This window comes from Kitasatospora sp. NPDC058406 (assembly GCF_042722765.1).
Taxonomy (GTDB): Bacteria; Actinomycetota; Actinomycetes; order Streptomycetales; family Streptomycetaceae; genus Kitasatospora.
In genome coordinates this window covers 14,984-29,234 of sequence record NZ_JBHXKE010000042.1, presented here as the reverse complement: position 1 = coordinate 29,234, position 14,251 = coordinate 14,984, and the positions used below count along the sequence as shown (strand labels likewise).

4 protein-coding genes are annotated in these 14,251 nt (G+C 73.1%); all 4 read right to left on the bottom strand.

What is annotated here, in order from left to right:
- Positions 1–10: 10 nt before the first annotated feature.
- The 4 genes from ACFWOG_RS11385 to ACFWOG_RS11370 all read right to left on the bottom strand — a co-directional run bounded on the left by ACFWOG_RS11385 (position 11) and on the right by ACFWOG_RS11370 (position 13,996).
- Entirely contained in the window at positions 11–1,069 is a 1,059-nt protein-coding gene (locus ACFWOG_RS11385; RefSeq protein ID WP_380357048.1) for an MDR family NADP-dependent oxidoreductase, read from the bottom strand.
- A complete protein-coding gene (locus tag ACFWOG_RS11380) occupies positions 1,066–2,880 on the bottom strand; it encodes a phytoene desaturase family protein (RefSeq protein ID WP_380357045.1) in 1,815 nt (604 codons plus the stop codon). The genes ACFWOG_RS11385 and ACFWOG_RS11380 overlap by 4 nt, the downstream gene beginning before the upstream one ends.
- Before the next feature lie 63 nt (positions 2,881–2,943).
- Positions 2,944–4,134 carry a cytochrome P450 gene (locus ACFWOG_RS11375; protein WP_329885666.1) on the bottom strand — a complete coding sequence of 397 codons (1,191 nt, stop codon included), beginning with the start codon at positions 4,132–4,134 and terminating at the stop codon, positions 2,944–2,946.
- Positions 4,135–4,243: 109 nt separating this feature from the next.
- Positions 4,244–13,996, bottom strand: a complete 9,753-nt coding sequence (locus ACFWOG_RS11370; RefSeq protein WP_380357042.1) for an amino acid adenylation domain-containing protein — start codon at positions 13,994–13,996, stop codon at positions 4,244–4,246.
- Positions 13,997–14,251 lie beyond the last annotated feature (255 nt).

Here is a 14,251-nt window from a genome sequence, read left to right as displayed (position 1 = left end):
GCGGCGTGCGTCAGACCTCGACGAGCACCTTGCCCCGGTTGCCCTCCCGGTCCACGTAGAGGCTCCGGTACGCCTTCGGGATCTCGTCGAACCCCTTGTGCACGGTCTGGTGGTAACGGATCTCCCCGTCCCGGACCAGCCCGCCCAGTTCCTGGTGCATCTGCGCCAACAGCGGCTCGGTGAACCACTCCTGGGCGAAGATCCCGCGGATCGTGGTGCGCGGGAACATGATGTACGGCAGCAGCCGGGGTCCGGTGAGATCTCCGTTCACCGTGGTCGCCCACTGCCAGCACACGGCCACCTGGCTGTCCACGTTGAGCATGGTGAACACCGCGTCGGTGACCGTGCCGCCCAGGTTGTCGAAGTACCGGTCGACCCCGTCGGGCGCGGCGAGCGACAGCGCCTGACGCACCTTCTCGGCGTCGTCGGTCTGGTCGTAGAGGACCACCTCGTCGAAGCCCAGCCCCCGCAGGTACTCGGCCTTGCCCGGCGAGGCGGTGGTGCCGACCACCCGGCCGGCCCCCGACCGCTTGGCCAACTGGCCGACCAGGGTGCCGATCGAGCCGGACGCGCCGCTGATCACCACGGTGTCGCCGGGCCTCACCGCCATGAACCGGGTGAGCGTGCCCCACGCCGTCATCCCCGGCGCGCCCATGATGCCGAGGGCGGTGGAGACCGGCAGCCTCTCGTCGTACCAGGCCGGGTCGAGCCGCCGGTAGGCCGGGAAGACCATCGGGAAGGTCCCGGTCTTCCACAGCTCCTCGGCACCGTTGTGCACGACGTGGCTGCGCCAGCCGCCGAACCCCTGCACGAGGTCGCCGACCCGGAACGCCGCCTCCGGCCCGGCCTCGATCACCTCCATGATCGAGTCGGCGCCCATGTGGTGGCCGATCGGTGTCTCCAGGGCGAGCCCGTTCTGGTACGGGTCGACCGAGACGTACCGCGTCCGGAAGAGCATCTCGTCCGGCCGGAGGTCGATCTCGACGTCCTCGACGACCTTCCGGTAGATCCGGTTGACGTCGGGCACCCCGTCCAGGTGTTCCCGGACCACCCACTTCTCGATCCTCATGCGAGGGCTCCTGTCTCCATGTTCTCGGTGTCCTTCGCGGCGGCACGCTTCCCCGGGGTCCCGCCGGTCCCGCCCGTCCCGCCGGTCTCCCCGCCCTCGCCGCCCCCGTCGGCCGGCCCGGCCTGCCGCGGCGGCCCGCCGACCGGGATGACCCGGTGCGTCGGCAGGGGCGCGCTCAGATCGACCTCGGCCGCGAACTCCAGACCGTCGTCCCGGCAGATGAACTGCACGACGTGCCGGCCGGCGGCGGCCGCCCGGATCAGACCGCCGATGGTCGCCCAGACCCCGGAGAGGTAGAAGCCCGACAGCCCGGGCAGCACCGGACCGCTCTTCTTGATCTCCGCCTCGACCGTCTCGGCGCCCTCCACGAACGGGTTCCACCCCGGGAAGGTGCCGTCGTAGACGCCCGTGTAGCGGACCTGGGTCAGCGGGGTCGACACGTCGGCGACGGCCACCGCGTCCTTGAAACCGGGGAAGCGCTCGTCCAGGAAACCGGCGATGCCGTTGCGGACCCGCCGCTTGGCCGCCATGTACTCCCGGCCGTGCTTCACCGGCAGCGTGTGCAGTTCCTCGCCGCGCCGGACCCGGGACGACTGCTCCGGCCCCTCGTGCAGTGCCCGCCACGGGGCGATGTCCGAGAAGTACGTCGCGAACACCACCGTCGACTCGCGCGGCGCCAGCTCCGGGTAGTGCCGGGTGCGGAACTGCACGTTCATCGAGCGGCAGCGGATCCCGGTCAGCTCCCGCGCCTGCTCCTCCGTCAGCAGGTACGTGGTGCAGGGATCGCCCTGCGGGAAGGGCCGGCGCAGCCCCAGGAAGAGGGAGACGTAGCCGGGCGACAGCTGGCCGGGCTCGTCGATCAGGGAGGTGTACAGCCGCCGGTAGGTGTCGTTGAGGTACCGGCCCTTGAGCAGCTTCATCACCGTGGTGTGGCCGTCCGCGGCGGAAACCACGATGTCGGCGCGGAACTCCCGGCCGTCACTGAGCCGTACTCCGACCGCGCGGTCCTGCTCGACCAGGATCTCCTCGACCTTGGCGTTGTAGGTGATCTCGCCGCCCAGCTTGCGGTACCGCTCCTCGATCGACCGGGCCAGCCCGAGCGAACCGCCCTCGGGCACCCCTGCGGCCTGGTTGGCGTGCGAGGCCAGCTGGAAGTAGAACGGCAGCACCGGGAAGGCCGGGTGCTTCTCGTAGAGGATGAAGTTGAACGCCTCACGCAGCAGCGGGTCGCGGAACCGCAGCGCGAAGTCCGTCATCAGCACCGTGATCGACTTGCGGATGGTGTTGAAGTACGGGACGAACGAGGCCAGCATCCGCCAGCGCTCCAGCCTGCCCATCAGCCCGACGGGCTTGAGGAACGGGTAGACCGCGAGTGCCTTGCGGAAGGTCCGGATGCCGGCGCAGAACTCCCGGATCGGTGCGGCGTCGGCCGGGGAGAGGTCGAGCAGGTGCGCCTCCAACCGGTCCGGGTCGGAGTAGAAGTGGACCGCCCGGCCGTCCCTGCCCCGGACGATGTTGAACACGTCGAAGTGGCGCATCTCCTTGCCCTGGAGCGCGCCCAGTTCGAGCCAGATCTGGTACATCTCGTTGCCCGGTCCGTTGCCGAGCAGCCAGCTGATGCACCAGTCGAAGGTGAAGTCGCTGCGGTCCCATCCGGTGCACGAGCCACCGGGGATCTCGTGCATCTCGAAGACCTGCGTCCGGTAGCCGTTCATCCGGGCGTAGCACCCGGTGGAGAGGCCGCCGAGGCCGCCGCCGACGATGATCATCGTCTCCCGTCGGCGCTTGGCGTCCGGTTCCCGTGTCGTCATTCCAGCCTTCCTCGTCCGTACCGTTGGGTGCGTTGCCGTTGCGTTGCCGTTGTCGGAGGGTGCTCACCACGCGATCGGGAGCGCCTGCAGGCCGTTCACCATCGCGTCCTCCTTCCAGCGCAGTTCGCGCTCGGGGACGGCCGGCCGCAGACCGGGCAGCCGGGCCAGCACCCGCTCGATCGCCACCTGGAGCTCCAGCCGGGCCAGATGGGCGCCGATGCAGTAGTGCACGCCGTGGCCGAAGCCGATGTGCGGGTTGCCCGGGCGGTCCAGGACGAGGCGCTCCGGCTCCTCGAACACCTCCGGGTCGCGGTTGGCGGCGGCGGTGGCGATCATCACGGCCTCGCCGGCCCGGACGGTCACCCCGCCCAGCTCGACGTCGGCGGTGGCGTACCGGGGCAGGCTGAAGCCGGTGAGCAGCGGCACGTACCGCATCAGCTCCTCGACGGCCCTGGGGATCAGCTCGGGCTGCTCCCGCAGGCGCTGCATCTCCTCGGGGTTCACGAGCAGTTGGTAGAAGAAGTTGCCGATCTGGTTGGTGGTGGAGACGAAGCCCGCGATCAGCAGGTCGCAGGCGATCGAGAGCAGTTCCTCCTCACCGATCAGCCGCTGCTCGCGGCAGGCCCGGACCAGCACGGTGAGCAGGTCGTCGCCCGGCTCCCGGCCGCGCAGCTCCAGCACGCCCGCCATGTAGTCGATGAACGCCTGGCCCTCGACCGCGAGCACCTCGCCGGGGGTGACGGCGGAGAGCACCGTCTCGGCCCAGCTCCAGAGCATCCGGTGGTCCTTGGCCGGGATGCCGAGCACCTCGCAGATGATGGTGGTCGGCATCGGGATGGCGAAGTCCTCGACCAGGTCGGCGGGGTGACCGGCGGCGATCATGCCGTCGATCAGCTCGTCCGCCAGCTCCCGGGCCCGCGCCCGCAGCCGCTCGACCCGGCGGGCGCTGAACTCCCGGGCCACCAGCGAACGGAGCCTGGTGTGGTCGGGCGGCTCGGTGGAGAACAGGCCGGCGCCGGTACGGGCGACCGGGCGCATCCGGGGCTGGTCCCGGCCCATCGCGGCGGCGAGGCTGAACCGCGGGTCGGCCAGCACCGTCCGGACGTCCTCGTAGCGGGTGGCCAGCCAGGCGCCGTCGCCGTACGGCATCCGGATCCGGACCAGCGGCTTGTCGCGCAACTCCGCGTACGTGGGGTCGAGTTCGAGGCCGGTCGGCTCGAAGGGGTAGGACAGCGGCTGGTGCTGCCTGAGCATGAGGGGGTCCGCCTCTCGTGCGGGGGTAGCGGGGGCGCCGGGGACAGCGGGAGCGCCGGGAGTGGTGCTGCCGCGCGGCCGGCCGGGGGCGGGCAGGGCGGTACCGGTCTCAGGACACATGGACGTCGACTCCGGTGAGGATCGACCGGGCGAGCCCGGCGTTGTGGGCGATGAACTCGCGGTCGAGCATCTCGGCGTGGGTGCCGAAGCCCTTGAAGACCGCGGTCCGGGTGGCCGAACTCCCGTGCCAGGCACCGTGCCGGCCGGCCTCGTAGAGGGACACCTTCTCGTCGTCGGAGATCACGCTGAGCGCGGCCGCGACCACCCCGAGGTTCGGGGTGCGGCTGCAGAACCTCAGGTAGTCCCGGGCCTGTTCGCGGGTCTCCTGGGCGACCACGTCCGAACCGGTGTGCCGCCGGAGGTGCTCGGCCAGCTCGCGCTCGAAGGCCTGGACGTGCTCGTCGGCGAGGTCGAAGGACTCCGGGATCCGGTGCGAGTCCATGATCACCACGTTGGGCACCGCCCGGCCGCGCCGCTCCAGCTCCTTGGCCACCTCGAAGGCGAGATTGCCGCCGAGCGAGTAGCCGAGCAGGGCGCACGGCCCGTCCGGCTGGAGGGACTCGACCAGGTCCGCGTACCGGTCGACCTTGTCGTCCCCGGTCACGTAGTTGAACGCGACCATCCGGTACTCCGGCAGGTGGGCCGCGAACTGGCGGTAGACCAGTCCGTGGCCGCCGGCGGGCGGGAAGCAGAACAGCGTCTGCTGCTGCTCCCGGTTGAACCAGAGGTACGGCTGGGCTCCCTCGATCCGGCCGGTGATGATGGCCTCGACGGTCTTCGCCATCCCGTGCAGGGTGGTGACCTTGAAGAGCTGGCTGACCGGGATGCTGATGTTGAACTCGGCCTGCAGGCCGTGGATCAGCTCGATCAGCCGGATCGAGGACCCCCCGGACTCGAAGAAGTCGTGCTGCAACCCGGGCTCCTCGACGCCCAGCAGGGTCCGCCAGTGCTCGGCCATCCGGACCTCGTAGAGGGTGACCGGCGGCTCGACGGCCCGGTCCGCCGCATCCGCCCGGGGCGCCGGCAGCGCGGCGACGTCCACCTTGCCGTTGGCGGTGAGCGGCAGCGTGCACAGCTCGGTGAAGTGGGTCGGGATCATGAAGGTCGGCAGGTAGCCGGCCAGGTGGCGGCGGAGTTCGCGGCGGTCGAGCGTCCGCCCGGGCGCCGGCACGCAGTACGCGCAGAGCACGTGCTCGCCGCCGCGGTCGGGCCGGACGGTGACCACCGCCCGCTCCAGCTCCGGCCACTCGGCGAGTTGGGTCTCGATCTCCCCCAGCTCGATCCGGTGGCCGCGCACCTTGATCTGCGAGTCGGCCCGGCCGAGCAGGTGCACCCCGCCGTCCGCGTCCCAGCGGGCGAGGTCCCCCGTGCGGTAGAGCCGGACCGGCTCGGTGCCGTCCGCACCGCCGAGCGGGAGGACGGCGAACCGCCGGGCGGTCTGCTCCTCGTCGCCGACGTAGCCGAGCGCCACCCCGGAGCCGCCGATCCACAACTCCCCGGTGACGCCGGGCGGGACGGGCCGCCCGTGATCGTCGAGGAGGTAGAAGGCGCTGTTCGGGAACGGCCGCCCGATCGGGACCATCCGGCTCGGTTCGAAGCCGTCCGTCGGTCCCTCGAAGTAGGCACTGTCGATGGTGGCCTCGGTGAGGCCGTAGGAGTTGACCAGCCTGGTCTCCGGACCGCAGAGGGCCCGCAGCCGCTCGTACTCCTCGACCTTCCAGACGTCCGAGCCGACCACCAGCAGTCGCATGAACCCCAGGTCCAGGCCCGTCCGTTCGCAGTGGCCGACGACCGTGCGGACCACCGCGGGGACGAACTCGGCGGCGTCCACCCGCTCGGCGCGCATCACCGCGTGGAGCCGGGCCGTGTTGAACAGCAGCTCCCGGCCGACCAGCACCAGGGCGCCGCCCGAGCAGAGCGCGCGGACCACGTCCCCGGTGAAGACGTCGAAGGAGGGGCCGGCCATCTGGAGGTGGACCCTGACCTCGGTGTCCAGCCGGTACTCGGCCCGCCACGCCTGGTAGGCCGAGGCCAGGTTGCCGTGGCCGACGCGGACGGCCTTGGGCCTGCCGGTGGAGCCGGAGGTGTAGATCACGTACGCCGGATCGTCGGGGCCGACCGCCGCGTCGGTGAACTCACCCGGCTCACGGTCCTGCTCCTCGTCCAGTTCGTCGGTGGTGACCAGACGGGCGGGCAGCCGACCGAGCCGCTCCCGGTCGTCGCCGACCAGCAGCCCGGCGCCCGCCCGCCCCACCATGTCCGCCAGCCGGTCCGCCGGGTGACCCGGGTCGAGCGGCAGGTAGGCGGCCCCGGTGCGGAGCACCGCGAGCAGGGCGACGATCAGCTCCGGCGACTTCTCCAGGCAGAGCGCCACCACCGTGCCGGGCCCGGCGCCCAGCGCGCGCAGCCGGGCCGCGGCCCGCCGGGAGCGCTCGGCCAGCTCGCCGTAGCTCAGCCGCACGGTCGGGCCGGACTCGGCGGGCGCCGCCACCGCGAGCGCCGCCGGATCGGCCGCCGCCGCACGCAGGATCAGCTCGTGCACCGGCTCCTCGTGGGCCACCTGCCGGTCCGCGCCGCTCCACCCCCGGAGCACCAGGGCGCGCTCCTCGCGGCCGAGCAGCTCCAGCCCGGTGGCCGCCCGCCCGGGGCCGGCCTCGGTCAGCCCCTCCAGGAGGTTCAGGTAGTGGCCGGACAACCGGGCCATCGTCTCCGGGAGGAAGAGGTCGGTGTTGTACTTGAAGACGCAGTGGAAGCGGTGCTCCGCCTCGTCCTCGTAGGCGGACAGGGTCAGGTCGAACTGGCCCTCCTCCTCGGGGAGTTCGATGTACTCCAGGCGATAGCCGTACTTCTCGGTGGCCACCTTGTGGTGGAGCAGGATGAACATCGCCTGGAAGACGGCGGAGCGGCTCGGGTCGTGCTGCAGCCCGAGCTTCTCCACCAGCAGCACGAACGGGTACTCCTGGTGGTCCAGCCCGCCGAGCACGGTGGTCCGCACCCGGTCCAGCAGTTCCGCCACGGTCGGTTCACCGGCCAGCGAGACGTGCAGCGGCAGCGGGTTGACGAAGTAGCCGTAGACGCCGGCGAACTCCTCGTCGGTGCGGCCGGTCACCGGGCTGCCGACGATGATGTCGTCCTGGCCCGCATAGGCGTGCAGCAGCAGGTAGTAGGCGCTGAGCAGCACCATGAAGACCGTGACGTTGTGCTCGCGGGCCAGCGCGTGCACCCGGGCGCTGAGCGCCTCGTCGAGGACGAAGAACTCGGAGGCGCCGTTGTGGGTCTGGACCGCCGGGCGGGGCTTGTCCGTGGGCAGGCTGAGAATCGGCACCTCGGCCGGCAGGTGGGAGCGCCAGTAGTCGAGCATCTTCGGCGCCTCGCGGCCCGCCAGGAAGGCGTTCTGCCGGTTGAGGAAGTCCAGGTACCGCGCGGTGACCGGCGGCAGCTCGGGCGCCCGGCCCTGCCGCAGCCCCTCGTAGACGGCGAGCAGTTCCTCGATGAAGGTGAAGGTGGAGATCGCGTCCGAGATGATGTGGTGGACGGCCTTCATGATCACCCAGCGGTCCGGGCCGCGCCGAAACAGCCGGAACCGCACCAGCGGATCGCGTTCCAGGTCGTACGGCCGGCGGTACTCGCGGACGATCAGCGCGTGGATCTCGTCCCAGGCCAGGTGCTCGACGTCGAAGACCCCGAAGTCCGGCTCCACCGCGGCCGAGATCCGCTGCACGGCCCGGCCGCCGTCGAGCACGAAGTTGGCCCGCAGGCCGGGGTGGCGCTCGACCATGGTCCGGAAGGCCACCGCCATCAGCTCGGGCTCCAGCTCCACCCGGACCTCGACCGCCCCGCCGATGTTGTAGGCGAAGCCGTCCGGGTTGAGCTGCTTGAGGAACCACAGCGCCTTCTGGTTCTGGGTGAGCGGGTACGCCGTCTCGTCCTCGTGGCGCTCGACCGCGACCGAGCCGACGCCGACCGGGTCCTCGTCCAGCAGTTCGGCCAGCGACTCGTGCAGCCGGGCGACCAGTTCGCCCACCGGTGCGTTGCTCAGCAGCGCCACCACCGGGAGGGTGGTGCCGAGTTCGGTGTTGAGCCGGGCCCGCAGCTCCATCGCGAGCAGCGAGTCCAGACCGAGGCCGCCGAGGCCGGCGCCGGGGTCGATCTGCTCGACGGGCGCGCGGAGCACGGTGGCGGCCAGGTGGACGAACCGCTCGCCGAGCAACACCAGCCGCTCGGCCTCGCCGGCGGCCCGCAGGGTGTCCAGGAGGCCCGCCCGCTCGGTCACCGGCACGGCCTCCCGGGCGCTCGCGGCCAGGTCCGCGACCAGCGGCGGCGGGGCCGGGTACCAGGAGAGGAAGACCGGCCAGTCGACCACGGTGGCGACCAGCAGCTGGGCCCGGTCCTGCCCGAGCACCCGCTCCAGCACGGCCATCCCGGTCTCCGGGGCCAGCGAGCTCATGCCGCGGCTGTTCCGGTAGTGGTCGATCAGGCCGAGCTCCTCGATCATGCCGGTGGCCCAGGGGCCCCAGTCGAGGCTCATCGCGGGCAGGCCGAGGGACCGGCGGTGGTGGGCCAGGGCGTCCAGGAAGGCGTTCCCGGCCGCGTAGTTGGTCTGACCGGCGGTGGTCAGCAGCGAGGCGATGGAGGCGAAGAGCACGAAGTGGTCGAGTGGTTCGCCGGCCAGCCGGCGGTGCAGGGCGAAGGCGCCCAGCACCTTGGGGGCGTGGACGGCGTCGAAGGTCCCGCGGTCCAGCTCGCCCACCAGGGTGTCCCGGACCTGCCCGGCGAGGTGGAAGACACCGCGGATCGGCGGCCGGTCCAGCCGGTGGTACTCCGCGAGCCAGTCGGCCAGCGCGGACTCGTCGGTGATGTCCAGCGGTGCCGGGACGGGCTCCGCGCCGAGCGCCTCCAGCTCGCGCAGGAAGGCCGCGCGCCGGCCGTCCGGGCTCGCCGGGTCGAGGTCGCGCCACAGCTCGCGCGGCGGCAGCGGGCTGCGGCCGACCAGGATCAGCCGCCGGGCGCCGCGCCGGACCAGGGTGCGGCAGAGCAGCCGGCCGAGCGCGCCGAACGCACCGGTCACCAGGTACGCGGCGTCCGGTCGGAGGCAGGGCGGAAGCGGACGGCTGAGCCCCTCGCTCGGGCGGAGCCGGCTGGTCAGCCGTCGGCCCGGACGGAGCGCGATCTCGTCCTCGTCCGCGAGCGCGAACTCGCGCAGCAGCGCGGCCGCCTCGGCGTCGACGGCGGTGGCGGTTGCGGTGGCGGTTGTGGTGGCGGCCGGACGGGTACCGGGGCCGGAGCCCGGACCGACGCCCGGACCGGCGCCCGGACCGGTGATCGGACCGAGGTCGACCAGCTTGCCCGGGTGCCCGGGCAGCTCCTGGTGGCGGAGCACCCGGCCGATCCCCCAGGCAGGCGCACCGAGCGGTTCGACCGGCTCACCGGGGGCGGTGGCCTGCGCGGACCGGGTGACGATGTGCAGCCGGGTGTGCGGGAGTTCCGTAGCCAGCAGGGCGGCGAGCGTGACCAGGCTGTACGCGCCGGCACCGGTGTGACCGGCCACCGCGTCGTGATCGGCGGCGGCCAGCTCCGGCCGGTCGAGGTTCCAGAGGTGGACGACGGCCGCCGGGTCGGGCGCGCCTGCGGCCCGCCGGTCGGCCAGAAGTCGGGCGAGGTCGGCGGCGGAGCCCGGCTCGACGGTGGCCGGCCGGCCGTCGGCCGAGGGCCGGTAGCCGGTGGCCGGGAGAACCAGCTGGCAGCTGCCGCCGCGCGCGGCGATCTGCCGGGCCAGCGCCTCGGCGACGCCCTGACCGTCGGCGAACAGCAGCCAGTCGTCCGGGTGTTCGGCCAGGAGGTCGGGGGCCCCGGCAGCCTCCGGCAGCTCGATCCAGGCCGGTTCGACGAGCCAGCCGTCGATGGTGGCCAGGCCGACGGCGGTGGCCGCCTGCTCGATGTCGGCGGCCCGGAACCCGGTGACCCCGCCGAGCGGCGCGCCGTGCTCGTCGTGCACCGCGATGTCACCGACCAGCTCGAAGCCGGCGTCCCGGGTGACGGTCGCGTGCACCCAGAGCGGGCGGTCGCCGACCGCCTCCAGCCGGACCTCCTCGATGGCGACCGGCAGCCGGATCCCGCTCCCGGCACCGGTGCCCGCCACCAGCAGCTGGGGGGTCAGCAGGGTCTGGAAGAAGGCGTCCATCACCACCGGGTGCACCTGGTGGTCCGCGCCCTGCCCGGCGACCGCCGTCGTCGGCCGGACCCGGGCCAGCGCCTCGCCGGGGCCGATCCAGACCTCGTCGATGCCCTGGAACGCCGGGCCGTAGTGGTAGCCGAGCCCGGCCAGCGCCGCGTAGCAGTCGGCCCCGGAGAGATGGCGGACGGCCCGTCCGCGGATCGCCGCGACGTCCAGCGGTCGCCCCGGTCGGCGCCGCTGGCCGGGACGGACGGTCCCGACGGCGTGCACGGTGCGCTCGGGGCCGCCCCCGCCCGGGGCGCCGTCCTCGCCGCCCGCGGCGACGCCTCCGGCTCCCGCACCGCCGGTCGCGATGGTGAAGCCCCCGTGCTCGGCGGAGAGGGTGAGCCGGACGGCGCGGCTCTCGTCGTCCGGGAGGAACAGCGCCTTGCGCAGCTCGATGCCGGCCAGCGCGGCGTCCGTGCCGCCGGTCAGCGCGCGGACCGCCTGGACGGCCATCTCCAGGTAGCCGGCGGCGGGGAAGAGCACCTCGCCCTGGATCCGGTGGTCCTCCAGGTAGGGCAGCGCCTCGGCGTCCAGCCTGGCCTCCCAGGCCGGTTCGGCGCCGGCCAGCCGGCGGCCGAGCAGCGGGTGGTCCAGCCGGCCCTGCCGGACCGCCTCGACCGACCGGGGCTCGACCCAGTGCCGGTCCCGTCGGAACGGGTAGCGCGGCAGGGGAACCGTCCGGCCGACGGGCTGGAGCACCGACCAGTCGACCTCGACACCGAGGTTGTGCAGGGCGGCCAGCGAGGCCGTGAAGGTCGCCTGCTCGTCCTCCTGGCGGCGGATCGAGGGCAGCGTGCGGACCTCGGGACGGTCGGCGCCCCCGGGGCGGGCCTCCACGGTCTCCTGGATCGAGCGGCCGAGCACCGGGTGCGGGCCGATCTCCAGGAAGAGGGCGTACCCGTCGTCGGCCAGCCGCTCGACCGCCTGCTGGAAGCGGACGCTGTCGCGGACGTTCTGCCACCAGTAGGCGGCGTCCAGCTCGGTGCCCCGCGCGGTGCCCTCACGTCCGGTGAGGTAGAGCGGCACCTGGGCCGGGCGGGGCTTGAGGTCGGCGAGCGACTCCAGCAGCTCGTCCTTGATGAGCTCCATCCGGGCGCTGTGGTAGGGCACTTCGACCGTCAGCGGGCGCACGAAGACCTGTTCGGCGGTGAGCGCGGCGGCCAGTTCGGCCAGCACCGTCTCGTCACCGGCGAGGGTGAGCGACGTGGGGCTGTTGATCGCGGCCACCGAGACCGCGTCACCGTACGGGCGGAGCCGGCGGACCGCCTCGGCCTCGGTGAGTGCGACGGCCAGCATGCCGCCCGTCCCGGCCAGCTTCTGCTGGAGCCGGCTGCGGTGGACCACCACCTTGACCGCGTCCGCCAGGTCGTAGACGCCGGCCTCGTGGAAGGCGGCGACCTCACCGGTCGAGTGACCGACGACGGCGTCCGGCCGGACGCCGCGACTGCGCCAGAGCGCGGCCAGACCGACCTGGACCGCGAAGTTGGCGGGCTGGGCGAGCCAGGTCTCGGCCATCCGGGAGTGCGCCTCGTCGGCGGCCAGCTCGTCGGTCAGGGACCAGCCGGTGAGTTCGGCGAGGTGCTCGGCGCAGCGCTCGACGGCCTCCCGGTAGACGGGTTCGGTGGCGAAGAGCCGACGGCCCATCGCCCACCACTGCGGGCCCATGCCGGTGAAGACCCAGGCCAGCCTCCGGTGCCGGGTCTCGCGGCGGTGGCCGGTGAGCACCCGGGGGTGGGGCTCGCCCCGCAGGTAGGCGCTGAACGCCTCGTCCAGCGAGGCACGGGCGGTGTGGCCCCGGGAGTCGTAGACCACGGAGAGCCGGGCGTCGTGGTGCTGGCGGCGGTGGGCCAGGGTGTGGCCGAGGTCGACCGGGCGGGCCGCGGTCCCGCCGCGGACGCCGGCCAGCTCGGCCTGCACGCCGGCGGCCAGCTCGGGCAGCGCGGCGGCCTCCCGGGCGGTGAGCGGCAGGACGGTCCAGACGGGCTGCCCGTCCGGCCCGGGCTGCGCGACCGGCACCGGCTGCGGGGAGGACTGCGGGAAGGACTGCGGGGACGACTGCTCCGGCGCCGGATGCTCCGGGGACGGCTCCCGCGACGACGGGAACGACGGCTGCGGGGCGGCCTCCAGCAGGACGTGCGCGTTGGTACCGCCGAACCCGAAGGAGTTGACCCCGGCGCGGGCCGGCCCCTCGTGCGCCGGCCAGGGAGTCGGCTCGGTGGGGATCTCGTACGGCAGGGTGGCCGGGTCGATCGCCGGGTTGAGCTGCTCCAGATTGATGTGCGGCGGGATCAGCCGGTGCTTGAGCGCCAGCGCGGACTTGATCAGCCCGGCCAGTCCGGACGCCGACTCGGTGTGCCCGATGTTGGTCTTCACCGAGCCGACGTAGCAGCGGTCGCCGGGGCGGCGGCCGACCGCCAGCGCCCTGGCCAGCGCGTTCGCCTCGATCGGGTCGCCGACCGGGGTGGACGTGCCGTGCGCCTCGACGTACTGCAGGCCGCCGGGGACGATCCCGGCCTCGGCGCAGACCCGCTCGATCAGCGCGACCTGCGCGTCCGGGTTGGGCACGGTGATGCCGTTGGTGCGGCCGTCCTGGTTGACGCCGCTGCCGATGATGACGGCGTGGACCGGGTCGCCGTCGCGGACCGCGTCGGAGAGCCGCTTGAGCGCGACCACCGCGACGCCCTCGGCCCGGACGTAGCCGTCGGCCGCCGCGTCGAAGGTGCGGGAGCGGCCCTGCGGGGAGAGGAACCCGCCCTTGGTCTCGGCGATCGTGTACTGCGGCGCGATGTGCAGCAGGGTGCCGCCGGCCAGGGCGAGATCGGTCTCACCGCGCAGCAGGCTCTGTGCGGCGAGGTGGACGGCGACCAGGGAGGAGGAGCAGGCGGTGTCGAGGGAGACGCTGGGGCCGCGGAAGTCGAAGCAGTGCGAGATCCGGTTCGACACCATCGTCATCATGGTGCCGGTGGCGGTGTGTGCGGCCAGGGTCTCGAAGGAGAGGTCCGAGAACTGGACGATCTTGTAGTCCAGCGTGAACGCGCCCACGTAGACGCCGACCTCACGGCCCGCCAGCTCGGCGGGCTTCTGCCCGCCGTCCTCCAGCGCCTCCCAGGCCACCTCCAACAACTTCCGCTGCTGCGGGTCCATGTGGTCGGCCTCACGGCCGCTGATGCCGAAGAAGGCCGGGTCGAACTCGTCGAAACCGTCGATGTAGCCGCCCCGGCCGCCGACCAACCGGCCCGGCTTGGCCTTGTCCCGGCTGCCCAGGGTCGCCACGTCGTACCGGCTGCGCGGGGTCGGCGTGATGCAGTCCTTGCCCTCCACGAGGTTCTGCCAGAACGACCGGTGGTCGCAGGCGCCGCCGGGCAGGCGGCAGCCGATCCCGATGATCGCGATCTTCTCCCGGTCCTCGCCGGCCGGGGAGGGGGAAGGGACGGAGGCGGCCCGCGCGTGAGCAGCGGTACCGGCAGTGCCGGCGGGGTCGACGGGCGCGGAGAGGTCAGAGAGGTCGGAAAGGTCAGAGAGGTCGGAAAGGTCGGCTGAATCAGGAGAGTCGGGGGATGCGGCGAAGCATGAATCCGTCATGGTCGAGTCCTTGAGTCGCTGCGTTCGCGCGCGGCACGAGTGTGGGAGAGCCGCACGGGCATGGGAACAGCGGCCGTGGCCCGGCTCCGGGCAGGCCGGGAGACGGGCCGGCCGAGAGGGACGGGCCGGAGGAGAGCCGGGATTGAGCGCGGACGGTCGGACGGGAACGGAGGGCCGGCCGGTCGAACCCCCGGGCCCCGGACCGACCGGACCTGCCGGCGCGACCCGGGCGGTCAGGTCGACTCGGTCGCCCCG